20 protein-coding genes are annotated in these 23,135 nt (G+C 67.8%); 7 read left to right on the top strand and 13 right to left on the bottom strand.

Features of this window, described 5'->3' with window-relative positions; genetic code table 11:
• From xdhB to Q5Y72_RS00085, 4 genes are all read left to right on the top strand, one after another.
• On the top strand, positions 1 to 2,307 hold the full coding sequence (xdhB, locus tag Q5Y72_RS00100; RefSeq protein WP_305961433.1) for a xanthine dehydrogenase molybdopterin binding subunit: 2,307 nt from the start codon (positions 1 to 3) through the stop codon (positions 2,305 to 2,307).
• Positions 2,304 to 3,044, top strand: coding sequence for a xanthine dehydrogenase accessory protein XdhC (gene xdhC / locus Q5Y72_RS00095; RefSeq protein ID WP_305961432.1), 741 nt, complete (start codon positions 2,304 to 2,306; stop codon positions 3,042 to 3,044). Before xdhB ends, xdhC begins: the two co-directional genes overlap by 4 nt.
• Complete coding sequence (gene guaD / locus Q5Y72_RS00090) at positions 3,032 to 4,315, top strand: guanine deaminase (RefSeq protein ID WP_305961430.1); 1,284 nt, start codon at positions 3,032 to 3,034, stop codon at positions 4,313 to 4,315. Before xdhC ends, guaD begins: the two co-directional genes overlap by 13 nt.
• Before the next feature lie 185 nt (positions 4,316 to 4,500).
• A complete protein-coding gene (locus tag Q5Y72_RS00085; protein WP_305961429.1) occupies positions 4,501 to 5,934 on the top strand; it encodes a mannose-1-phosphate guanylyltransferase/mannose-6-phosphate isomerase in 1,434 nt (477 codons plus the stop codon).
• Positions 5,935 to 5,957: 23 nt separating this feature from the next.
• Here Q5Y72_RS00085 and Q5Y72_RS00080 read toward each other — a convergent pair whose 3' ends face one another.
• The 4 genes from Q5Y72_RS00080 to Q5Y72_RS00065 all read right to left on the bottom strand — a co-directional run bounded on the left by Q5Y72_RS00080 (position 5,958) and on the right by Q5Y72_RS00065 (position 10,868).
• Positions 5,958 to 6,506: an SH3 domain-containing protein gene (locus Q5Y72_RS00080; protein ID WP_305961428.1), complete on the bottom strand. Its 549-nt coding sequence runs from the start codon at positions 6,504 to 6,506 to the stop codon at positions 5,958 to 5,960.
• Positions 6,503 to 9,241 carry a methionine synthase gene (metH, locus tag Q5Y72_RS00075; protein ID WP_305961427.1) on the bottom strand — a complete coding sequence of 913 codons (2,739 nt, stop codon included), beginning with the start codon at positions 9,239 to 9,241 and terminating at the stop codon, positions 6,503 to 6,505. The genes Q5Y72_RS00080 and metH overlap by 4 nt, the downstream gene beginning before the upstream one ends.
• Complete coding sequence (locus tag Q5Y72_RS00070; RefSeq protein ID WP_305961426.1) at positions 9,234 to 10,277, bottom strand: homocysteine S-methyltransferase family protein; 1,044 nt, start codon at positions 10,275 to 10,277, stop codon at positions 9,234 to 9,236. The genes metH and Q5Y72_RS00070 overlap by 8 nt, the downstream gene beginning before the upstream one ends.
• 117 nt (positions 10,278 to 10,394) lie before the next feature.
• The gene (locus tag Q5Y72_RS00065; RefSeq protein ID WP_305961425.1) at positions 10,395 to 10,868 is read right to left on the bottom strand and encodes an Lrp/AsnC family transcriptional regulator; all 474 of its coding nucleotides are present in this window, start codon (positions 10,866 to 10,868) and stop codon (positions 10,395 to 10,397) included.
• 126 nt (positions 10,869 to 10,994) lie between these two features.
• On the opposite strand from Q5Y72_RS00065, the gene hppD reads away from it, so the two are divergent.
• Both hppD and Q5Y72_RS00055 read left to right on the top strand, forming a co-directional pair.
• On the top strand, positions 10,995 to 12,107 hold the full coding sequence (gene hppD, locus Q5Y72_RS00060; protein ID WP_305961424.1) for a 4-hydroxyphenylpyruvate dioxygenase: 1,113 nt from the start codon (positions 10,995 to 10,997) through the stop codon (positions 12,105 to 12,107).
• Between the two features lie 42 nt (positions 12,108 to 12,149).
• Positions 12,150 to 12,509 (top strand): Rieske (2Fe-2S) protein, encoded by a 360-nt coding sequence (locus tag Q5Y72_RS00055; protein ID WP_305961423.1) that lies wholly within the window; start codon positions 12,150 to 12,152, stop codon positions 12,507 to 12,509.
• A gap of 90 nt (positions 12,510 to 12,599) precedes the next feature.
• On the opposite strand, the gene Q5Y72_RS00050 is transcribed toward Q5Y72_RS00055, so the two are convergent.
• The 7 genes from Q5Y72_RS00050 to Q5Y72_RS00020 all read right to left on the bottom strand — a co-directional run bounded on the left by Q5Y72_RS00050 (position 12,600) and on the right by Q5Y72_RS00020 (position 19,393).
• Positions 12,600 to 13,640, bottom strand: a complete 1,041-nt coding sequence (locus Q5Y72_RS00050) for an ABC transporter substrate-binding protein (RefSeq protein WP_305961422.1) — start codon at positions 13,638 to 13,640, stop codon at positions 12,600 to 12,602.
• Between the two features lie 103 nt (positions 13,641 to 13,743).
• On the bottom strand, positions 13,744 to 14,487 hold the full coding sequence (locus Q5Y72_RS00045; protein WP_305961421.1) for an SDR family NAD(P)-dependent oxidoreductase: 744 nt from the start codon (positions 14,485 to 14,487) through the stop codon (positions 13,744 to 13,746).
• Positions 14,488 to 14,537: 50 nt separating this feature from the next.
• Positions 14,538 to 15,383 (bottom strand): TPM domain-containing protein, encoded by an 846-nt coding sequence (locus Q5Y72_RS00040; RefSeq protein WP_305961420.1) that lies wholly within the window; start codon positions 15,381 to 15,383, stop codon positions 14,538 to 14,540.
• Entirely contained in the window at positions 15,380 to 16,273 is an 894-nt protein-coding gene (gene ppk2, locus Q5Y72_RS00035; RefSeq protein WP_305961419.1) for a polyphosphate kinase 2, read from the bottom strand. The genes Q5Y72_RS00040 and ppk2 overlap by 4 nt, the downstream gene beginning before the upstream one ends.
• The gene (locus Q5Y72_RS00030; RefSeq protein WP_305961418.1) at positions 16,273 to 17,199 is read right to left on the bottom strand and encodes a homoserine O-succinyltransferase; all 927 of its coding nucleotides are present in this window, start codon (positions 17,197 to 17,199) and stop codon (positions 16,273 to 16,275) included. Before Q5Y72_RS00030 ends, ppk2 begins: the two co-directional genes overlap by 1 nt.
• Positions 17,184 to 18,065 carry an ATPase gene (locus Q5Y72_RS00025; protein ID WP_305961417.1) on the bottom strand — a complete coding sequence of 294 codons (882 nt, stop codon included), beginning with the start codon at positions 18,063 to 18,065 and terminating at the stop codon, positions 17,184 to 17,186. Before Q5Y72_RS00025 ends, Q5Y72_RS00030 begins: the two co-directional genes overlap by 16 nt.
• 137 nt (positions 18,066 to 18,202) lie before the next feature.
• On the bottom strand, positions 18,203 to 19,393 hold the full coding sequence (locus Q5Y72_RS00020) for an OmpP1/FadL family transporter (protein WP_305961416.1): 1,191 nt from the start codon (positions 19,391 to 19,393) through the stop codon (positions 18,203 to 18,205).
• 287 nt (positions 19,394 to 19,680) lie between these two features.
• Between Q5Y72_RS00020 and guaB the strand changes: the two genes are divergently transcribed.
• Entirely contained in the window at positions 19,681 to 21,129 is a 1,449-nt protein-coding gene (gene guaB, locus Q5Y72_RS00015; protein ID WP_305961415.1) for an IMP dehydrogenase, read from the top strand.
• A gap of 296 nt (positions 21,130 to 21,425) precedes the next feature.
• Here the strand turns inward: guaB and Q5Y72_RS00010 are convergent, their stop codons facing one another.
• Both Q5Y72_RS00010 and Q5Y72_RS00005 read right to left on the bottom strand, forming a co-directional pair.
• Positions 21,426 to 21,707, bottom strand: a complete 282-nt coding sequence (locus Q5Y72_RS00010; protein ID WP_305961414.1) for a hypothetical protein — start codon at positions 21,705 to 21,707, stop codon at positions 21,426 to 21,428.
• 516 nt (positions 21,708 to 22,223) lie between these two features.
• Complete coding sequence (locus Q5Y72_RS00005) at positions 22,224 to 22,781, bottom strand: hypothetical protein (RefSeq protein WP_305961413.1); 558 nt, start codon at positions 22,779 to 22,781, stop codon at positions 22,224 to 22,226.
• Between the last annotated feature and the right edge of the window lie 354 nt (positions 22,782 to 23,135).

Below are 23,135 nucleotides of genomic sequence, written 5' to 3'. Positions count from 1 at the left end.
ATGAAGGACGACACCATCATCCGCGGCCTCGCGCACAGCGACACCATCCATGACAGCGCCATCAAGCACGTCACCGGGCGGGCGGAATACACCGACGACCTGGCCGAACCGGCGGGGCTGATCCACGCCTATCTGGGCCTGTCGACCTGCGCGCATGGCCGCATCACCGGCATGGATTTCACCGACACGCTGGCCCAGCCCGGCGTTCTGGGCGTGCTGACGGCCGCGGACCTGCCCGGCGTCAACGATGTCTCACCCACCGGCAAGCATGACGAGCCGGTCTTTGCGGAGGGCGAGGTGCTGTTCTGGGGCCAGCCGGTCTTTGCGGTGATCGCCGAGACCCGCGACCAGGCCCGCCGGGGCGCGCACAAGGCCAGGATCAGCTATGACGCGCTGCCCCATGTGCTGGACCCGATCGCCGCGCGCGATGCCGACATGGGCTACGTGACCGAGCCGCTGACCCTGCGGCGCGGCGATGCGGCGCAGGCGATGGAAAAGGCCCCGCACCGGATCAAGGGGCGCTTCGAGATCGGCGGGCAGGACCATTTCTACCTGGAAGGCCAGATCGCCATGGCGGTGCCCGGCGAGGACGAGGACGTGCTGATCAACGTCTCGACCCAGCACCCGACCGAGGTGCAGCACATGGTCGCCCATGTCCTGGGCGTGCCCAGCCATTCGGTCGTGGTCAATGTCCGGCGCATGGGCGGCGGCTTCGGCGGCAAGGAAACGCAGATGAACCTGTTCGCCTGCGTGGCCGCGGTCGCCGCGAAACGGTGGAACCGCGCCGTCAAGATCCGCCCGGACCGCGACGACGACATGACCGCGACCGGCAAGCGGCATGATTTCGTGGTCGATTACGAGGTGGGCTTCGACGATGACGGCCGCATCCTCGCCGTCTCGGGCGACTGGTATGCGCGCTGCGGCTTTTCCTCGGACCTCAGCGGGCCGGTCACCGACCGCGCCCTGTTCCACGCCGACAACGCCTATTTCTATCCCGATGTCGAACTGCGCAGCCATCCGATGCGCACCAACACCGTCAGCAACACCGCCTTCCGCGGCTTCGGCGGCCCGCAGGGCGTGATCGTGGCCGAACGCATGGTCGAGGAAATCGGCTATGCGCTGGGCCGCGACCCGCTGGAGATCCGCAAGCTGAACCTTTACCGCAACGGCCAGCTGACCCCCTATCACCAGGAGGTCGAGGACCAGATCCTGCCGCGCATCTTCGAGGATCTGGAAGCCAGCAGCGACTATCAGGCGCGCCGCCAGGCGGTGCTGGACTGGAACGCGAAGGGCGGCACGATCCGCAAGGGCATCGCGCTGACCCCGGTCAAGTTCGGCATCAGTTTCACCGCCACCTGGTACAACCAGGCCGGATCGCTGATCCACATCTATTCTGACGGCTCGATCGCGCTGAACCATGGCGGCACCGAGATGGGGCAGGGGCTGAACACCAAGGTTGCGCAGGTCGTGGCCGAGGCGTTCCAGTGCGACATCGGCCGCATCAAGATCACCCGCACCACGACCGAGAAGGTGCCCAACACATCGGCCACGGCGGCATCCTCGGGCACCGACCTGAACGGCATGGCGGCGCTGGACGCGGCCGAGCAGATCAAGGCGCGGCTGGTCGAATTCGTCGCCGAACGCTGGCAGGCGCCGCGCGACCAGGTGCGCTTCGTGCCCGGCCACATCCGCGCCGGCGACCGCGACATTCCCTTCGACGAGGTGATCCAGGCGGCCTACATGGCGCGCATCCACCTTTCGGCTGCGGGCTTCTACAAGACGCCCAAGATCCACTGGGACCGCGCGACGGGGCGTGGGCGGCCCTTCTATTACTACGCCTATGGCGCGGCAGCGGCCGAGGTGTCGGTCGATACGCTGACCGGCGAATATGTCATCGACCGCGCCGATGTGCTGCATGACGTGGGCCGCAGCCTGAACCCCGCGCTGGACCGCGGGCAGGTCGAGGGCGCGTTCGTGCAGGGCACCGGCTGGCTGACCTGCGAGGAACTGTGGTGGGACGACAAGGGCCGACTGCGCACGCACGCCCCCTCGACCTACAAGATCCCGCTGGCCTCGGACAAGCCGCGCATCTTCAACGTGAAACTGGCCGACTGGTCCGAGAATGCCGAGCGCACGATCAAGCGGTCGAAGGCCGTGGGCGAGCCGCCCTTCATGCTGGGCATCTCGGTCTTCGAGGCGATCAACATGGCGGTGGCCTCGGTCGCCGATTACCGCGAACCGGCCCGGCTGGACGCGCCGGCCACCCCCGAACGTGTGCTGATGGCCGTGAACCGGCTCAGGCCATGATCCGGGTGCGGGTGGTCTCGGTCAAGGGCTCGGCGCCGCGCGAGGTCGGGGCCGAGATGTTCGTGGGCGTCGGCCGCCCCGAAGGCACGATCGGCGGGGGCCAGCTGGAATACATGGCCATCGACCGTGCCCGGCAGATGCTGGCCAAGGGCGAGACCGAGGCCCGGATGGACGTGCCGCTTGGCCCCGAGATCGGCCAGTGCTGCGGCGGGCGGGTTGTGCTGCAGCTGGACCGGTCCGGGCCGACGCCCGAGGAACAGCCCGAGGTGCTGATCTTCGGCGCGGGGCATGTCGGCCGCGCGCTGGCCCTGGCCCTGCAGCCGCTGCCGGTCCGGGTCCGGCTGATCGACGCGAGGCCCGAGGAACTGGACCTCGCCGCGCCCGGCGTGGCCACCGTTCTGACGCCGCTGCCCGAGGCGCTGGTGCGCGACGCCGCGCCCGGCAGTGCGGTGGTGATCCTGACCCATGATCACGCCCTCGATTTCCTGCTGGCCGCCGAAGCCCTTGCCCGCACCGATCTGGCCTATGTCGGCATGATCGGCAGTGCCACCAAGCGCGCGCAATTCGCCCGTTTCGCGCGCGACCGTGGCCTTGATCCCGCGCCATTGACCTCCCCGATCGGCGCGGGATTTTCGCCCGACAAGCGCCCCGAGGTCATTGCCGCCTATACCGCCGCCGAGCTGATCGCCCGGTTGACCGCAACGATTTCGTCGAAGAAGCAGACATGCAACAGTTGATCCGGGGCCGCGTCCTCGACTTCCACGCCGACCCGGCCGAGACCGAGGACAACCACCGCTATCTGGAAGACGGCGCGATCCTGATCGAGGATGGCAGGATCGTCGCGGTGGACGACTACGCCGCGCTGGCCCGGCCCGGCCTGGCCGAGACCGACCACCGGCCGAACCTGATCCTGCCGGGCTTCATCGACCCCCATATCCATTTCCCGCAGGTTCAGGTGATCGCCAGCTGGGGCGCGCAGCTGCTGGACTGGCTGAACACATACACCTTCCCGGAAGAGGCACGGTTCGCCGATCCCGACCACGCCACCCGCATGGCCGGGCTGTTCCTCGACCAGCTGACCGCGCATGGCACGACCACCGCCGTCGCCTTCTGTTCGGTCCACGCCACCTCGGCCGAGGCGCTGTTCGCGGCTGCCGAGGCGCGCGACATGGCGATGGTCGCGGGCAAGGTGCTGATGGATCGCAACGCCCTGCCGGCGGTGCAGGACACGCCGCAGCAGGGCTATGACGACAGCAAGCGGCTGATCGAGACGTGGCATGGCCGCGGCCGGCAACGCTATGCGATCACCCCGCGCTTTGCCATCACCTCGACGCCCGAACAGATGGAGGCGACGGGTGCGCTGGTCCGCGAACATCCCGATTGCCACGTCCAGACTCATCTGAGCGAGAACCTCGCCGAGATCGACTATACCTTAAGTCTTTATCCCAAGGCACGGGATTATCTTGATATATATGAATCCTACGGGCTTCTCTCCGACCGGCTGTTGCTGGGTCATTGCATCCATCTGCGCGACCGAGAGATCGCCCGCATGGCCGAGACCGGCAGCCGTGCGGTGTTCTGCCCGACCTCGAACCTGTTCCTGGGATCGGGACTGTTCGACGAGGCCGGGCTGCGCGCCGCGGGCGTGGTCAGCGGCATCGCGACCGATGTCGGCGGCGGCACCAGCTATTCGATGCTGCAGACGCTGAACGAGGGCTACAAGATCCTGCAGCTGCGCGGCCAGAAGCTGCATCCGCTGACGGCGTTCCACTGGGCCACGCGGGGCAATGCCCGGGCGCTTGGCATGGAGGACCGCATCGGCACGCTGGCGCCGGGCAGCGATGCCGATCTGGTGGTGCTGGATGCCCGCGCGACGCCCGCCATGGCGCTGCGGGCCGAGCGCGCCGCGACGCTGGCCGAGGAACTGTTCATCCTGCAGATCATGGGCGACGATCGCGCCGTCGCGCAGACCTATGTTGCGGGAAAGCCGATGAAACCGGCTCATTAGCTCAAATCCGCCGCGCCTGACGCTTGGCGCGTCCCGCGGCATGGGTTATTCCTGCGGCGTGACGCTGCGGGTGCTGCGGGCCGCCCGGCGCGGAACCCCGGCGCATGCCCTGCGTGACGGTTTCATGGTAAGACCGCCCGGCCTTGGGCGGCATCTGGCGGCGCGGCGCGTCTGGGGGGCTTGGGATGAGCATGATTACACCGGTTCTGATGGCGGGCGGGTCGGGCACGCGGCTGTGGCCGGTGTCGCGCAAGGCGTTCCCCAAGCAGTTCGCCGCGCTGATCGGTGACGAGACGCTGTTCCAGGCCTCGGCGCGGCGGCTGTCGGGCGCGGCCTTCACCGCGCCGGTGGTGATGACCAATGCCGATTTCCGCTTCATCGTTGCCGAACAGCTTGACCAGATCGGGCTTGAACCGGGCGCCATCGTGATCGAGCCGTCGGGCCGCAACACCGCGCCCGCCATCCTTGCCGCCGCGCTGATGGTCGCCGCCGAGGACCCGCAGCGGCTGTTGCTGGTCGCGCCCTCGGATCATGTCATCCCGGACACGGCTGCCTTTGTCCGCGCGGTCGAGGCGGGCACAGGCCCCGCCCGCGAGGGGCGGATCGTGACCTTCGGCATCACCCCCGACCGCCCCGAGACCGGGTACGGATATCTGGAACTGGCCGGGCAGGGCGAGGGGCCGCAGCCTCTGGCCCGCTTTGTGGAAAAGCCCGATGCGGCCCGCGCGGCCGAGATGCTGGCGCAGGGCAATTTCCTGTGGAATGCCGGCATCTTCCTCTTCAGCGCGCAGGCGATGATCGACGGGTTCCGCGCCCATGCCCCGCACTACATCGACCCGGTGCAGGCCGCGCTGGACGGCGCACGGACCGATATCGGCTTCCTGCGCCTGGCCCGCGCACCCTGGGACGGCCTGCCCGACAATTCCATCGACTACGCGGTGATGGAGAAGGCCGACAACCTGACCGTGGTGCGCTTTTCGGACCGGTGGTCGGATCTGGGCGGCTGGGATGCAGTCTGGCGCGAGATGCTGGGCGACGGCGCGCAGGGCGATGGCGTGGTCGCGGATGCGAACTCGACAGCGATCGACTGCCATGACGTGCTGCTGCGGTCCGACAGCGAGGACCTGCAGGTGGTGGGGATCGGGCTTCAGGATGTGATGGTCGTCGCCACCAGCGATGCGGTGCTGGTGGCCGACAAGAGTCGCGCGCAGGATGTGCGCCTGGCCGTCACCGCGCTGAAGAAGAAGAACCGCAAGCAGGCGATGGCCTTTCCCCGCGACCACCGGCCCTGGGGCTGGTTCGAGACGCTGGCGCTGGCCGACCGCTTCCAGGTCAAGCGGATCGTGGTCAAGCCGGGCGCCGCGCTGTCGCTGCAAAGCCATGTCCACCGGTCCGAGCACTGGATCGTGGTCAGCGGCACCGCGCGGGTGACGGTCGACGACACGGTGACGCTGGTGACCGAGAACCAGTCGATCTATGTGCCGCTTGGCGCGGTTCACCGGATGGAGAATCCCGGCAAGGTGCCGATGGTGCTGATCGAGGTGCAGACCGGCAGTTATCTGGGCGAGGACGACATCATCCGATACGAGGATGCCTATGCCCGCGACAGCAAGGACTGAGACGCAGGCACCGGCGCCAGAGCCTAGCGGCTGCGGCGCAGGAAGGCCGCGTTGACATAGCCCGTGCCGCCCATCTCGTCGGTCAACTGGACCTGACACCAGTGGCCGTCGCCGGTCTGGCTGCAGCCGAGGTTGCGCACCATGTCGCCCTCGGCCAGCGCGCCGATGATCCGGTTGCGGGGCGAGGGACCGTCGCGCAGGTTCAGCACGTCGTTCGGGCCCACATTGACCACGCGCCACATCCGGGCCCGGCTGTGATGCGCGCTCTGGCCGGGGGCACGGCCCTCGCGCAGGAAGCCGGCATTCACCCAGCCGCTGCCGCCCATCTCGTCCAGCAACTCGATCCGGCACCAGCGTCCGGCCGCGGTGTCGCGGCAGCCCGCATTGCGGACCAGATCGCCATTGGCGAGGGCGCCGGTCTGCCGGGCCCGGGCCGAGGGCTCGGCCCGGATGTTCAGCACGTCATTGGCGGGAACACCGGCAACCTGCCAGAAGTCGGGCTCGGCCAGGGCGGGGGCGGCCAGCGCCGCAATGGCCACGAGGCCGGCCGCCGCGATCCGTGTGGGTCTCATGCGCGTTCTCCGATGCGATCGGCCGCCTCGGGGGCGGTGCCGGTGCGATTGTAATTGAGAATCGGCGCAAGCCAACGCTCGATCTCGGCCAGCGGCCTGCCCTTGCGGTCGGCATAGTCGCGGGCCTGATCCTCCTCGATCCGGGCGACGCCGAAGTAATAGGCGTCAGGATGGGCCAGATAGAGCCCCGAGACCGAGCTTCCCGGCCACATCGCCATGCTTTCGGTCAGCGTCACGCCGGTCGCCGCCTCGGCATCCAGAAGCCGGAACAGGGTCAGCTTTTCGGTGTGGTCCGGCTGGGCGGGATAGCCGGGGGCCGGCCGGATGCCCGCATAGCGTTCGGCAATCAGATCCTCGGGGCCGAGATCCTCCTGTGGCGCATAGCCCCAGAATTCCTTGCGGACCCGCTCGTGCAGCATCTCGGCCATGGCCTCGGCGATGCGGTCGGCCAGCGCCTTGACCATGATCGCGCCGTAATCATCGTTGGCGCGTTCATAGCGCGCGGCGATCTCGGCCTCTTCGGGGCCGGCGGTCACCACAAAGCCGCCGACATGATCGGCGATGCCCTCGGGCGCCACGAAATCGGCCAGCGCGACATTCGGGCGGCCGTTGCGCTTGGTGACCTGCTGGCGCAGCGTGTGCAGCGTCGCAAGCGCGGTGCCGCGATCCTCGCCGGTGAACAGGCGGATGTCGTCGCCCACGGCATTGGCGGGCCAGAAGCCCACCACCGCCCGCGGGCGGAACCACCTGCCCTCGATGATCCGGCCCAGCATCTCCTGCGCGTCCCGATACAGGTTGCGCGCCGCCTCGCCCTGCGCCTCGTCCTCGAGGATGCGCGGAAAGACGCCCTTCAACTCCCATGTCTGGAAGAACGGGGTCCAGTCGATATAGCGCGCGATCTGCGCCAGATCCCAGTCGTCGACGATGCGCGTTCCGGTGAAGGCCGGCGCGACCGGGCGATGGGCCGACCAGTCCATCGCCAGCCTGTTGGCCCGCGCCGCAGCCAGCGGCAGCCGGGTCTTGGCGGCCTCGGCCCGTTCGTGCCGCGCCGCGACATCCTGGTATTCCGTCCGGATGCCCTCGACATAGGCATCGCGCTGGGCGGGGCTCAGCAGCGCGGACACCACGCCGACCGCGCGGCTGGCATCGGTGACATAGACGGCCGGCCCGCCGGCATAGCGCGGCGCGATCTTCACCGCCGTGTGGATCTTCGAAGTCGTCGCCCCGCCGATCAGCAGCGGGATGGTGAAGCCCTCGCGCTCCATCTCGGCGGCCATGTGGACCATCTCGTCCAGCGAGGGGGTGATCAGCCCGGACAGGCCGATGACATCGACCTTCTCGGCCCGCGCGACTTCCAGGATCTTCTGCGGCGGCACCATCACGCCCAGGTCGATCACCTCGTAATTGTTGCAGGCCAGCACGACGCCGACGATGTTCTTGCCGATGTCGTGGACATCGCCCTTGACCGTCGCCATCAGGATGCGGCCGGCGCTTTCGCGGTCGGTCGCGCCGGTCAGCCGCTTTTCCTCTTCCATGTAGGGCAGCAGGACGGCCACCGCCTGCTTCATCACGCGGGCCGATTTCACCACCTGCGGCAGGAACATCTTGCCCGCCCCGAACAGGTCGCCCACCACGTTCATTCCCGCCATCAGCGGGCCTTCGATCACATGCAGCGGGCGTTCGGCCTGGCCGCGCGCCTCTTCGGTGTCGGCCTCGATATATTCTGTGATGCCGTTCACCAGCGCATGCTCCAGCCGCTTGCCGATCGGCCAGTCGCGCCAGCCAAGGTCCTTCTCGCGCGCTCTGGCGCCGCCTTCGCCGCGATAGCGTTCGGCCACCTCCAGCAGGCGTTCGGTGGCATCGGCCCGACGATTGAGGACGACGTCCTCGCAGGCCTCGCGCAGGTCGGGGTCGATCTGGTCATAGACAGCCAGTTGCCCGGCATTGACGATGCCCATGTCCATCCCCGCCTGGATGGCGTGATAGAGGAACACCGCATGCATGGCCTCGCGGACCGGTTCGTTGCCGCGAAAGCTGAAGGACAGGTTCGACACGCCGCCCGAGACATGGGCATGGGGCAGGTTCGTGCGGATCCAGCGCGCGGCCTCGATGAAATCGACGCCGTAATTGTCGTGTTCCTCGATCCCGGTCGCCACGGCGAAGATGTTGGGGTCGAAAATGATGTCCTCGGGCGGGAAGCCCACCTCGTCGACGAGGATGCGATAGGCGCGCTGGCAGATCTGGATCTTGCGGGCGGCGGTGTCGGCCTGGCCCTGTTCGTCGAAGGCCATGACCACCACGGCCGCGCCATAGGCGAGGCACAGGCCGGCCTGCTGGCGGAACTGGTCCTCGCCCTCCTTCATGCTGATCGAATTCACGACCGGCTTGCCCTGCACGCATTGCAGCCCGGCCTCGATCACCTCCCACTTGCTGCTGTCGATCATCACCGGCACGCGGGCGATGTCGGGCTCGGCCGCCAGCAGGTTGAGGAACTCGACCATCGCGGCCTTCGAGTCGATCAGCCCCTCATCCATGTTGATGTCGATGATCTGGGCGCCGTTCTCGACCTGGTCGCGGGCAACCTCCAGCGCGGCGGCATAGTCGCGGGTGGTGATCAGCTTGCGGAACCGCGCGCTGCCGGTGACATTGGTCCGCTCGCCCACATTCACGAAGGGGATGTCCGGGGTCAGAACGAAGGGTTCGAGGCCCGAGAGGCGCAACAGGCGGTCAGGCATATTCGGGCACCTTTCGCGGGCTGAAGGGCGCCACGGCCTCGGCGATGGCGCGGACATGGTCGGGCGTGGTGCCGCAGCAGCCGCCGACGACATTGACAAGGCCCTCGCGGGCGAAGTCGGCGATCTGCGCCGCGGTATCCAGCGGTCCTTCGTCATACTGGCCGAAGGCGTTCGGCAGCCCGGCATTGGGATAGGCGCAGATCAACGTGTCGGCCACGCCCGAGAGTTCCGCCAGATGCGGCCGCATGGCGGCGGCGCCCAGCGCACAGTTCAGCCCCACGCTCCAGGGACGGGCATGGCGCACCGAATGCCAGAAGGCCGTCGGCGTCTGCCCCGACAGGGTGCGACCCGAGGCATCGGTGATCGTCCCCGAAATCATCAGCGGCAGCGCCATGCCATGCGCCTCCATCGCCTGCAGGCAGGCGAAGATCGCGGCCTTGGCGTTCAGCGTGTCGAAGATGGTCTCGATCAGCAGGATGTCGGCGCCGCCCGCGATCAGCCCCTGCGCCTGCTGAAGATAGGCGCGGCGCAGATCCTCGAAGCTGACGGCCCGGTAGCCCGGATTGTTCACGTCCGGGCTGATCGAGGCGGTGCGGTTGGTCGGCCCCAGGGCACCGGCGACAAAGCGCGGCCGCCCGTCCTCGGCCGCCGCGCGGTCCAGCGCCCGGCGCACGATGCGCGCACCCTCCAGGTTCAGGTCGTGGACCGCCGCCTCAAGCCCGTAATCGGCCTGCGCGATGGTCGTCGCCGAGAAGGTGTTCGTCTCGACGATGTCGGCCCCGGCCCGGGCATAGCGGTAATGGATCTCCTCGACCGCCTCGGGCTGGGTCAGGATCAGAAGGTCGTTGTTGCCCTTTTGCGGATGATCGCTGTGATGGCGGCAGGCATGGCCCCCGCCGTGGCCGCGATAGCCGTCCTCGTCCAGCGCAAGTTGCTGGATCTGCGTTCCCATCGCGCCGTCGAGGATCAGGATGCGCTGCGCCGCAAGGCGGTTCAGCGCCGCGAATGCGGGGGACGGGGGCAGTCTGGCGGGCATCGGGTCATCCTTCGTCGCGAGGCCCGCACCATATTCAGACGGCACCCGGTCCGCAAATTCATAATTCTCCAGAAGATCATGAGCCGGATCGATAATCGGCGGGCGTCCCCGGCCCGCTCAGCGCAGGGCGATCCCGCCCTCGTCCTTCAGGGTCTTCAGCACGATCTCGGACCGGACCTGCGCGACCTGCGGATGCGGCAACAGATGGCGATGGATGAAATCGGCGAATGCGTCCAGGTCGCGGGCGCGGATGTCGAGGATGTAATCCGCATCGCCCGACACCGAAAAGGCCGACCGGATCTGCGGATGACCGGCCACGAAGCGGGCGAAATCCTCCTCGCGGCCCTGGCCATGCCCCGAGAGGTTGACCCGGATCACCGCGCGCAGCCCATAGCCCAGACGGGCCGCGCTGAGCCGTGCGGCATAGCCCTCGATCACGCCGGCCTGTTCCAGCGCCGCCCGCCTGCGCGAACATTGCGAGGCCGACAGGTTCACCTGTTCGGCCAGCGCGGCGTTTGTCATCGCCCCGTCGCGCTGCAGGGCGGTCAGGATCGCGATGTCAAAGCTGTCCAGCGTCATTTCGCGCGTCACTCCGTCCTTTGGCGCAAGTATCGTGCATTTCCGGTCCGCCTGCCACGTCTTTCGCACGGAATGTGCAGCGTTTTTGGGGCATGATGGACACATCTCGACAGGAACCAGCCAATTCAGGAGGAGCGCATGGGCCCCTTTCCGCACAACGCCCCGAAAGCCACGATCAGCGCCGCCAACCCGGCCGGCACGGACGGCTTCGAATTCGTCGAATTCGCCCATCCCGACCCGACGGTCCTCGACCGGATCTTTCGGCAGATGGGCTTCACGCCGGTCGCCCGGCACCGCGACAAGGACATCACCCTGTATCGTCAGGGCGACATCAACTACCTGCTGAACGCCGATCCCGACAGCCATGCCGCCGGCTTCGTGGCCGAACACGGCCCCTGCGCCCCGGCGATGGCCTGGCGCGTGGTCGATGCGCAGGCGGCGCTGAAACGCGCGCTCGATCTGGGTGCCACCGAATACACCGGGCCGGGCAAGTCCATCGAGGCCCCGGCCGTCCTTGGCATCGGCGGCTCGCTGCTCTATTTCGTCGACCGCTATGGCGATGCGGGCAGCGCCTACGAGGCCGATTACGACTGGCTGGGCGAGGCGGATCCGCGGCCCGAGGGCTTCGGCTTCTACTATCTCGACCACCTGACCCACAACGTCATCCGCGGCAACATGGACACGTGGTACAAGTTCTACCACGACACCTTCAATTTCCGCGAGATCAAGTTCTTTGACATCAAGGGCAAGCAGACCGGCCTGGTCAGCCGCGCCCTGACCTCGCCCGACGGCAAGATCCGGATCCCGATCAACGAATCCACCGACGATCACAGCCAGATCGAGGAATATCTGCGCGAATACAAGGGCGAGGGCATCCAGCACATCGCCATCGCCAGCAACGACATCTATGCCGGCACCGACAAGATCGCCGAGGCCGGGATGGAATTCATGCCGGGACCGCCCGCGACCTATTACGAGATGTCGCACCGCCGCGTCAGCGGGCACGAGGAACCGCTGGACCAGATGAAAAAGCACGGGATCCTGATCGATGGCGAAGGCGTGGTCGGCGGCGGCGAAACCCGCATCCTGCTGCAGATCTTCTCGAAGACGGTGATTGGCCCGATCTTCTTCGAGTTCATCCAGCGCAAGGGCGATGACGGCTTCGGCGAGGGCAATTTCCGCGCCCTCTTCGAATCGATCGAGGAAGACCAGATCCGCCGCGGCGTCCTTGCGGCCGAGTCCACCGACTAGGACAGCCGGCGCGGCACCCGCAGGCGCCGCGCCGCCCACCCGATGGCCTGGACCGACTATTCCAGCGCGCCAGCCCCCGGTACGGTTCTCTGCCGCACCGATGAGGTGACGGGCGTGCGCGCGATGACCGTCAGCACCGAACGGGGCGACTTCCCGTTGCTCCTGCTGAGGGCCGGGACGGACTGGCGCGCCTATGTGAACGCCTGCCCGCACCACTTCCTGCCGCTCGACTATCGCAGCGACCGGCTGCTGTCGGCCGATGGCACGATGCTGCTCTGCACCGGGCATGGCGCGCGGTTCGACATCCACAGCGGCGCCGCCATCGACGGCGCCGATTGCGGCCTCGATGCCGTCCCCGTCATCTGCCGTGACGGCCTGATCCTGATCGCGCCGATCCCCTGACGCGGCCTGCTCGTCCCGGAAGTTTGCCTTGGTCGAAATATCCTCGGGGGGTCCGGGGGGCAGACAGCCCCCCGGCCACCGCCGGGTTCGTCAGAACCCGGCCTTGATCTTCTCGAACTCGGCCAGCTGGCGCTCGCGCTGCTCGGGCGAGTTGGGCGTCTGCGCCAGGATCGGGGCGCCGGTCTCGCTCAGCCCCTCGGCGACCGCCGGCTCGTCCTTGATGGTCGCCATCGCCTCGGTCGAGCTGTGGCCGTAGCCGATCGCGTCCAGCAGCGCCTTGCCGGCCGAAGGTTCCAGCCAGGCATTGATGAAATCATAGGCCTTCTCCTCGCTGCCCGGCCCGTCCTTCAGGTTGACATAGCCGCAGAAGAACGTCGATGATCCTTCCTTCGGCGCCCGCTGGAACGCCACCGGATAGTTGTCGGCGCGCAGATAGGTCACCCCGTCATTCCACGACCATGCGATGTCGACCGCGCCAGATGCCATCAGCTGCGCCTGCTCGGACGGGTCGGCCCAATAGGCCGCGACGTTCTGATGCGCCTGCCGCAGCCAGTCGGCGGCGGCGGCGAACTGCTCGTCGGTGATCTCGGTCCAGTCGGTGACGCCGGTGGCCAGATAGGCCAGCGCCCAGACATCGTCGGAACTGTCGGGCAGCGAAATGCGGCCCTGGAATTTCGGATCGACAAAGACCTGCAGCGTCGACACATCCTCTTCCGTCACCGTCTCGGGGTTGTAGGCGATGGCCGTCGCGCCCCAGTCGGTGGGGATGTACCAGACGCCCTCGTCATCGCTGAACACCTCGGATTCCAGGAATTTCGGGTCGATCTTGTCGAAATTGGGGATCTTCGAGGTATCCCACGGCTCGATCAGGCCGGCGTCGCGGTACTTGCTGACCATCTGGCTGCAGGGATGGACGACATCGGCCTTGAAGCCCGAGGCGACCTTCTGGAACGCCTCGTCGTCATCGCCATAGAATGCATAGGTCGGGCTGTCGCCATGCTTGTCGATATAACCCTGGAAGATCGAGGGCTCCTCGAAGCCCGCCCAGTCGAAGACGGTCAGTTCGGGATCGGCAGCAAACACCGGCGCCGCCAGCGCCGTGGCAAGGATGGTGGTGGTCAGTAAGCGCATGGAATCCGGCCTTCCTGTTGACGTTCTTTTTGCAAAGGCTAGCCGCCCGCCCGGGGCCGCGCAAGGGGATCGCGGCGCCGTGACAGCCCCCGTGAGGCGGCGCTCAGCGCATCCGCAGCGCGCCGTCCAGCCGGATCACCTCGCCGTTCAGATAGCCGTTCTCGACGATGGTCGCGGCCATCCGCGCGAATTCGGCCGGATCGCCGAGCCGCCTGGGAAAGGTGACCTCGGCGGCCAGCCCGTCCTGCACCTCCTGCGGCAGGCCGCGCAGCATCGGCGTGGCAAAGATGCCCGGCGCGATGGCGCAGACCCGCACGCCGAGGCTTGCCAGGTCACGCGCGACGGGCAGCGTCATTCCGGCGATGCCGGCCTTCGACGCGGCATAGGCCGCCTGGCCCTTCTGCCCGTCATAGGCCGCGATCGAGGCGGTGTTGACGATCACCCCGTTGTCCTCGCGCTGGTTGCGCGCCATCTCGGCCGCCGCCAGCCGCAGCACGTTGAAGCTGCCGATCAGGTTGATCTCGACGGTCCGGCGAAAGCCCGACAGGCTGTGCGGCCCGTCGCGGCCGACGGTCTTTTCGCCGGTCGCGATGCCGGCGCAGTTCACGCAGACATCGATGCCGCCCATCAGGTCGACCGCGCGGGCGATGGCCGCGGCCACGCTGTCCTCGTCGGTGACATCGGCCTGCGCGAAGGCCGCGCCGAAAGCCGCGACGGCATCCTCGCCGGCGGCGTCGCGATCCAGCACGACGACCTCGGCGCCGCGGTCGCGGAAATGCCGTGCCGTGGCAGCGCCCAGCCCCGAGGCGCCGCCGGTGACGATGGCGCGTGCATGTGACAGATCCATCGGTGTCTCCTCACTCCGTTCGTTGTCCTTGTGCCACCCCGTGGCCCCACCTACCAGCGCCCCGAGGCGCCGCCGCCCGAGGATCGTCCGCCGCCGAAGCCGCCCCCGCGCGTGCGCCGGCTGCGCTGCGGCGCGTCGCGGGTCTCGTGCCGGCTCCAGCCGCAGGCCGGACAGCGGGTCCAGACCGACTGGCGCGCCAGGGGCCGGCCCTCGGCGTCGGTGGCGTCGAGGGGCGCGATCTCCTCGACCAGCCCGCGGCCGCCGCAATTGGGGCAGGGGCGGCGGCCGTGCCGGATGCGGCCGACGATGCCGGCGCCGATCTTCGCGGCGACGAAGCCGAAGAAGCCGAAGACCAGATAGGGCAGGATGCGGCCGACCAGATTGCCGCGGGGGGCGTCAGGGCCGCGTCCCTCGGCGGCCGGCCGGGCGATGCGGGCGATCACCGCCTCGGTGCCCTTGCGGATGCCCTGCGACAGGCGCCCGGCGCGGAAGTCGGGCAGCATGTCGCGGTCGATGATGTCGCGCGCGACCGCATCGGCCGCCGCCGGATAGCCTGCGCCCAGTTCGATCCGGACCTCGCGATCGGCCGCCAGCACCAGAACCATGAAGCCGTCATTGCGGCGCCGGTCGCCGACGCCCCAGCGGTTGAACAGCCGGGTGGCGAAAGGCTCCAGCCCGTCGTTGCCGCCAAAGCGGGCGCGGTCGGGCAGGGTGACCACCGTGCCCTCGATATCGGTGGCCTCGAACAGCGCGATCAGCGCACTGTCCAGCCGCTGCACATCCTCGGGCGCCAGCAGGCCCGCCATGTCGTTGATGCTGGTATGCTGCCAGTCCGGCAGGTCCTGCGCCGCCAGCGGCAGCGCCAGCGCCAGCCAGATCAGCGCCGCCCGGATCACCGATCCAGCATCGCAGGGCCGCCGGCGATCAGCGGATCGACGGCGCCGATGGCATCGGCGTCGCGGCCCGCATAGTCGATGGCGTTCAGCACCGTCTGCATCGCCGCGATCCGCGCCCGGCGCTTGTCGTCAGAGCGGATCACCGTCCAGGGCGCGATGGGCGAATGCGACAGGTTCAACGTGTCGCGGATGGCGTCGGTGTAGTCGTCCCACCTGGCCAGCCCGTCCACGTCGATCGAGGACAGCTTCCACTGCTTCAGCGGGTCCTGTTCGCGGTCGATGAACCGTTTCAGCTGTTCGGCGCGACCGACATTCAGCCACAGCTTGACCAGCACGATCCCGTCATCGACCAGTGTCTGTTCGAACCCCGGCAGCTGGCGGAAGAAGGCATGGCGCTGCTGGTCCGAGGAAAAGCCGAACACCCGTTCGACCACGCCGCGGTTGTACCAGCTGCGGTCGAACAGCGCGATCTCTCCGGCGGCAGGCAGCCAGTCGACATAGCGCTGGAAATACCATTGCCCGGCCTCGCGTTCGGTGGGCTTGGGCAGCGCCACGATATAGCAGTTGCGCGGGTTCAGGTTCTCGCGCATCCGTTCGATGGTGCCGCCCTTGCCGGCGGCGTCGCGGCCCTCGAACAGCACCACCACGCGCTTGCCGGTGGCGACCACGTCATGCATCATCCGCACCAGCTGCAATTGCAGCCGCGCGTGATGCGCGTCGTAATCGCTGCTGCTCATCTCGGTGCGGTAGGGATAGGCGGGGTCCAGCACGTCCTTCTTGCCGGCCCCCGCGATCGCCTTGCGGACCTCTTTCGGGGCGTCGCCTTCCAGATAGTCCGTGATCCGCCCGACCAGCGGCAGTTCGGGCACCACAGGCTTGTCCTTCGCCATCACGCCGTTCCTATCTTGGCCATGTCATACCAGGTTGTCTGGTAGATCTCGTTGATCCAGTTACCGTAAAGCAGATGGGCATGGCTGCGCCAGCGGTTCGCGGGGGGCTGGGCCGGATCGTCGCCGGGATAGTAGTTGCGGGGCACGTTGATCGGCTTGCCGGCCGCCACGTCACGGTCGTATTCATCCTTCAGCGTGTCGCGGTCGTATTCCAGATGATTGAAGATATACAAGGCCCTGTGGCCCTGATCCTCGACGAGGCAGGGGCCCACCTCGTCGCTGGCCAGCAGCGTGGTCAGGTCCGGGCGGGCATCCAGATCGGGCTGGCGCACCTCGGTCCAGCGGCTGACCGGCACCAGCACGTCATCGGAAAAGCCGCGCAGATAGGGCGAGGCCGGGGCCAGGTTGCGGTGCCGGAAACAGCCGAAAGCCTTGTGGTCCAGCAAATGCTTTTCCAGGCCGTGGAAATACCACGCCATCGCCATGCCGCCCCAGCAGACGCCGAAGGTCGAATGGACATGGCTTTGCGTCCAGTCGAAGACCCGGGTCAATTCGTCCCAGTAGGTGACCGCCTCGAAGGGCAGGTGCTCGATGGGCGCGCCAGTGATTACCAGCCCGTCGAACTTCTCGCCGCTGGCCTCGACCTCGCGGAAGGGGCGGTAGAAGCTTTCCATGTGGTCGGCGGCGGTGTTGCGGCTTTCGTGGTCCGACATGCGGATCAGCTGGAAGTCGATCTGCAGCGGTGTCGCGCCGATCAGCCGGGCGAACTGGTTCTCGGTCTGGATCTTCTTGGGCATCAGGTTCAGCAGCCCGATCCGCAGCGGCCGGATGTCCTGCATCGCCGCGCGCCCCGGCGACATCACCATCACGCCCTCATCCGACAGGATGCGGTAGGCGGGCAGGTTCTCGTTCAGGGTGATGGGCATTCGGACAGGTCCTTGCGGTCGATGGCACGGGCGATCAGGTCGGTGAAATCCTCGGGGGCGCGGATGGCGGCGACCTCTTCGGCGGTGACGGTCACGCCGCGCCGCGCCATCGCCGCATAGCGCGGCTGGCGATGCGCCAGCGCGCGGGCATAGGTCCAGCGGATGAAGTCGTCGGGATTGACCTCGTCGCCCTGCAAGCCGTTCTCGACCCGATAGGCGATCCAGGCGCGTTCCAGGAATTGCGGCTGGTAATACATCGGCTTCGGCGCCCGGTCGAAACGGCGCACCAGTTCGGCGGTATGGGCGTCCGAGCCCTTGATCCAGACCATCAGCAGGTCGCGCGACAGCGCCGCCAGAACCGGATCGTCCGGGTCCTCGGGATCGACCACCTCGCAGATCGAGCCGCCGCTGTCGCAGACGAAATGCGGGATGCCATAGATATCCACCGCCCGATCCATGAAATGCCGCGTGTCCAGCAGCGAGGCGATCTCGGCCCGGCGGTGCTGGTTCTGGCGCAGGCAGTAATCGTCGAAGGGCAGTCCGCCCCGGCTGGGGCTGCCGGGCTTGCCCAGATAGGTCGACAGGGGCGCGAGATTGTCGAAGGTGATGTTGCTGCCGATATAGACGCTGTCCGACAGCAGAAGATCGCGCAGGAATGGCACCTTCATCGCCTCGCGCTTGAAGTTGTCGGCGATGAACTCGCCCATGTAGCGGGTGCCGATGCGGTAATCGACCGAATAGTGGAACCACGCCCCGGTGCCGCGCAGCAGGTTGGACAGATGCGTCTTGCCCAGCCCCGACATGCCGAACAGCACCACCCGCCGGTTCGGGGCCTGCCGCCAATCGCTGCCGCTGGAATAGATCATCGGGGCCTCATCTTGCTGCCCGCATAGCTAATGCGCCCGCGAGGCAGAGGGAAGCCCCGGCGCGGGCGGCGGGGATGCGAACGGCAAAGGGCCCCGCCCGGCAAGGCGGGGCCCGAAGGCGTGCGGCAAGGCGCGTCTCAGAAGCTGTAGCCGACCTTCACGCCGATGCCCCACAGGCTGTTGTCGCGCATGCTGGCGCGGGCGACATCGGGGGTGCCGGTCTCGGGCGTCGCATCGCCCAGCTTCGAATAGTTGATGCCGGTGGTGATCTTCATGTTGCCGGTCGTGTAGATCGCGGCCAGCGTGATGCCCTTGCGGCCATTGGTCGGCGCCAGCGGCGACACCAGGTCGTCGCCCGCCTTCTCGAAGGTGAACGAGGCCGCGCCCGACCAGTTGTCGGTAAACTTGCGCCCGACGCCGATCATGTAGGTCGTCGTGTCCTCAAGCTCGACCAGGCCGCCGCCGGTGACCGCGACGAAGCGTTCGGGGTTCACCTCGAAGGAACTCCAGTCCACCCAGCGGATCGAGCCGAAGACCAGCGTGTCGGGGGCGACCCCGGTCTGGAATTCCAGGTTGACCGATTTCGGCGTGTTGACCGTGGTGGTCGAGGTGCCCGCCAGCAGCGGCAGCGCCGGCAGCGGGCCTGCGCCGTCTGGATCGATCAGCGGGCCGGTTTCGACGGTGTCGAAATCATGCTCGATTTCCGAATTGAAGGTCAGCGCGACCCGCGCGGCGATCTCGGGGCGTTCCCACGAGGCGCCGGCGACCCAGCCTGCAGCGGTGTTGGTATCAAGCTGCACGTTGTATCCGCTGACCGCGCCATAGGCGAGGCCCGACAACCCGACCTCGCCCTTGGCGCGGGCGACCCGGATGCCGCCATGCACGCCAAAGCCGTTCTGCGGCATGGCATAGCGCACGAGGCCGGTCAGATGCGTCGATTCGACATCGACCAGGGTGCCGCCCAGGCGCGAGGTGGCGCCGGCCGCGCCTTCGGGCGTCGGATACAGCAGATCGGCGCCGAAGGGTTGGTCCAGGATGACCGCCGCCGACCAGTTCTCGTTGAACTGATGCTTGTAGGCCAGGCCGATCTGGTTGTAGCTGGAGGCCACGTTGCCGATCGGCGTGCCGCCCGGCAGCACCCCGATCGGGGTCAGCAGGTCAAGCTCTGTCCCCTCGACCGTCGGCTTGACATGGCCAAAGCTGAGTTCGGCGTAATTGCCCTGCTCGAACAGGACGCCCAGCATCTGGTTGCCGCGCTCGATCCCGCCTGCCAGCACCGGGGCGGTGCTGATCAGCAGCATCGCGGCGCCGGTCATCGTGAATTTCATGTGTTTCAACCTCCCAGTCGGGGACAGCGCTCCCCATGCGGGCAGATTAGCCCCCGCCCGATGTGAATCAATCTGCTACGCAGCGTTATGCTTAATAAGGTTATCCTGACCTTGCGGTATCGTGACATTGCCGCAACGGCCCGGTCGGTCGCACGGCCCCGGGGGTGCGGATCGGCCGGGCGGGGCGGCATCGTCCGGGGACCGGAAATGCGGTCACCGGGCTGGACAAATCCGCCTCGCCATGAAAGGGGAAACTGCCAAACGATCTTGCCGCAAGGACGCCCCCCATGCAGATTCGTGAGGCCCTGACCTTCGACGATGTGCTTCTGGTTCCCGCCGCCTCGACGGTGATGCCCTCGACCGCCGACGTGACCACCCATGTCACCCGCGCGATCCGCATGAACATCCCGTTGCTGTCCTCGGCAATGGACACCGTCACCGAAAGCCGCATGGCCATCGCGCTGGCGCAGGCGGGTGGCATGGGGGTGATCCACCGCAACCTGACGACCGAACAGCAGGCCGACGAGGTCCGCAGGGTCAAGCGGTTCGAAAGCGGCATCGTCTACAAGCCGATCACCCTGCGGCCCGACCAGACGCTGGCCGACGCGAAGGCGCTTCAGGACCGCTACAACGTCACCGGCTTCCCGGTCGTGGACGATCACGGCCGGGTGGTGGGCATCGTGACCAATCGCGACATGCGCTTTGCCAGCGACGACCGCACCCCGGTCAGCGTGATGATGACCTCGGACCGGCTGGCCATGCTGAACGAGCCGGCGGACCGCCAGCAGGCCATCGACCTGATGAAGGAACGCCGGATCGAGAAGCTGCTGGTGACCGACGGGCAGGGCCACCTGACCGGGCTGCTGACGCTGAAGGATACCGAGAAGGCGGTGCTGAACCCGCTGGCCTGCAAGGACGATCTGGGCCGGCTGCGCGTCGCGGCCGCCTCGACCGTCGGCGACGAGGGGTTCGAGCGCAGCCGGGCGCTGATCGAGGCGGGGGTGGACATGGTGGTGATCGACACCGCGCATGGCCATTCCGCCGGCGTCGCCCGCGCGGTCGAGCGGGTCAAGCAGTTCTCGAACGAGGTGCAGGTGGTCGCCGGCAACGTCGCCACCGCCGAGGCGACGCGAGCCCTGATCGAGGCCGGGGCCGACGCGGTCAAGGTCGGCATCGGGCCGGGCAGCATCTGCACCACCCGGATCGTGGCCGGTGTCGGCGTGCCGCAGCTGACCGCGATCATGGACGCGGCGGGGGCGGCGGGCGACATCCCGGTGATCGCCGATGGCGGGATCAAGTTCTCGGGCGATTTCGCCAAGGCGATCGCGGCGGGCGCCAGCTGCGCCATGGTCGGCAGCGCCATCGCCGGCACCGATGAAAGCCCCGGCGAGGTGATCCTGTATCAGGGACGGTCGTTCAAGTCCTATCGCGGCATGGGCAGCCTTGGCGCGATGGCCCGCGGCAGCGCCGACCGCTATTTCCAGAAGGACGCCGCGACCGACAAGCTGGTGCCCGAGGGGATCGAGGGGCAGGTTCCCTACAAGGGACCGGCCGGCACCGTCATCCATCAGCTGGTCGGCGGGCTGCGCGCCGCGATGGGCTACACCGGCTGCGCCACCGTGGCCGAGATGCGCCGCGACTGCCAGTTCGTCCGCATCACCGGTGCCGGGCTGAAGGAAAGCCATGTGCACGACGTCCAGATCACGCGCGAGTCGCCGAATTATCGGCTTGGATAATCAAGGGGTTGCGCGATTTCCGGGCTGCCTGTCAGAGGCAGGATCGGGCACGATTTTTCAACGGGTTGCGTCAGTATCAGCGTCCTGAGCTGATGCACACTGATGCTGAAACGATAGGGTAGCCGAATTAGTGATGCAGCGATGCGCTGCGGTCGGTCGGCATCAGGACGATTCAGCCGGCGGGCTTTTGACCATCGTCGTATGGCAGAGTGATCGCGAAAAGTAAAATGCCCTGCCAGGAGGCAGGGCGCTTGTTCGGACACGGACAGAGGGAGCGGGCCTGGCAGCCCCGCGCGTCAGGCGGCGGTGGCCTTGGGCGCCTTCTCGGTGGCTGCGGCACCATGCTTGGCGATCAGCTTGGCCAGCAGCTCGCGTTCGCGCGCTTCCTTCGCGCGGGCGGCGTCGGCGCGTTCGGCCTCTTTCCGGGCTTCGGAATCGGCGCGCTGGTTCGCGATGATTGGCGCGACTGCGGCGGGGCGGAGGGGATGGCGCTCGATCTTGCGGGCGACGGCGGCGGGGGCCGCAGCCTCGATGCCGGCGATGAAGTCGGTCAGCGCCGCATCGTCCAGCGTCGGCAACCAAGTCAGGACCGCCTGGGCGACGGCCTGCTCGATCTGCTGGCGCGAGAGGACCTCCTTGCTGGCGCCGGACCATCTGGCGCCCGGACAAGAGGTTGTAACGTTGCTTTCCGCCCGATAACGAAACGGCAGCGGATCCGGAATATTTCTTCCATATCATTGATATTGAACGAAAGAAATTTGGGTTGGACCCCCTGCTAGGCGGTCTGTGCTGCCCTCGCGAGGGTCGCCCGCATCTGCTCGGCCATGCCCATGCCGTGCTTCGGCTGCTCGACCGTTGCATGGAACTGGCCCGAGGTCCTGGCCCAACAGATCGCAGATCTGGGTCTTGTTGCGGGTGTCCTCGTTGGTGGCGCGTTCGGCGCCCTGGTATTCGACCACAAGCAACCGCCCGTCGGTCAGCCTGCCGGAAAGGGAAACCGCCCCTTCGCGCCCCCGTCGCGGCCCCGCCCGCCGCGATCAGTCGCGCGTCTGGCCTGGACGCTCGCGGCGGGCGTCGCGGTTCTGGATCACCCGTCAGCGGGCTAAGACCCGCTCCACCTGCTCGCGCGCCGTTTGCAGCGGCGCGGCGTTAGGCGTCAGGTGTCGCGCCACCGCCGAGAGCATCGTCCGGACAGTGTCGATCTCGGCCCGGTCGCGGGCTACCTGCGCCTTTTCGGCAGCGAGCGAGGCCTCTGCCTCGTGCCGCGCGGCCTGGCGCATCCGCTGCCAGCCGGGGGTCAGGGCGGCCTTGAACCGCTGCCAGCCGGCGGGCGCGCGGTGGAGGCGCGCGAGGATCGGCGCGGCGGCCGGATCTTCCGGGGCGGACGCCAGCGTCATGGTGTCCTGCGCCGGGTCGATCAGCCCGGCGCCAAGCGCCTCGGCCGCCGCCAGAACTGCGTCCTGTTCGGCGGCCTGCCGGGCCAGTAGCGCCCGCTCGGCCGCCATCGCGGCCTCGGCCTGCGCCGCCGAACGCTGCTGGCGGGCGCGCGCCCCGGCCACGGCTTCGCGCTCGGCGGACACCGTCGCTTCTGCTTCCTCGGCCTTGCGCTGCCGGTCCGGCATCGCGGGACCGCAATGCAGGATCGCGCCCAAGGAGTATGCCGTGACCATCGTGTTCAGGTGCCACCAGACACGAATTGCCCGCCCGCGACGATCTGCAACCGCCGGCCAACCGCTCAGGTTTAGAGTTCGGTAACGCCGGCGTGCAAACGCTCGCTCGGCTCTGGAGAGACACACCGAAACGGACGGCGTCATTCGCGGCGATCGCCTGCGGTCCCAAGCCGCCGAGGTGGATCAGAGGTTTGGCGGTCTGGGCGTCGGCGCGCCGGTCGTGACAGGTGAGCCCGGTCTCCGGGCGAAGCTGCCGACCCCGCACCATCACCGCTTCCGCGTTCCAGATGGATCATGGACGACACTGAAAGCATGCAACGGGGCAGGTGGAACTAC

This window comes from Paracoccus spongiarum (assembly GCF_030732095.1).
Lineage (GTDB): Bacteria > Pseudomonadota > Alphaproteobacteria > Rhodobacterales > Rhodobacteraceae > Paracoccus > Paracoccus spongiarum.
This window is presented reverse-complemented; position numbering and strand designations above follow the sequence as displayed.